Genomic DNA, 521 nt, shown 5'->3' on the forward strand with positions numbered 1-521 from the left:
GGCCCCGGACCGTCCAAGGCACGACTCGGTAGGGCAGCCGGGAGCGCCAGATCGCCAAGCGGCTCGCCGTACCGGCGGAGATCGGCCTTGCGGGCGCCGGTTGCCGTTCGAGCGCCTGCAGCAGCTTACCCCGATCCTCGGGCGTCAGCGGCGAGTTCGGGTCGTCGAACGCGGCAAAGCGCGCCGCGGCCGTGCCGCGCAACAGCCGGGAGAGATGGCGTTCGCTCATGTCGACGACGTGGGCGTTCGCCTCGCCCGCAGCCCGGGCTGCCTCCTGATAGCGCTGCTCCAGCCGCTGCCGCGGCATCTGGGCCGCGGCCGGACGTTGGGGGGGACGCGGCACGCTCTCAGCCCTCGACCAGCCACAGGGCTGCGGGCTTGACCGCCTCCATCACGGCCAGCCGGAACGCTGTGAGATCGCGCAGGATCCGCCCGGCCTGAGCTGGCGACGTCTCCTGGGCCAAGCTGGTGCGGTCGAGCTGACTGATGCCGCGCAGCTGGCCCGCGGCCAGCACCTCGCG

The 521-nt window shown here is 73.3% G+C and carries 1 protein-coding gene; it reads right to left on the reverse strand.

Annotated elements, in window-relative coordinates:
• Positions 1-307, reverse strand: a 307-nt coding sequence (locus tag ACU8YC_RS26155; RefSeq protein ID WP_446896138.1) for a hypothetical protein, incomplete at its 3' end; no start/stop codon positions are given.
• Between the last annotated feature and the right edge of the window lie 214 nt (positions 308-521).

It is taken from the genome of Citrobacter sp. VF227 (genome assembly GCF_052950715.1).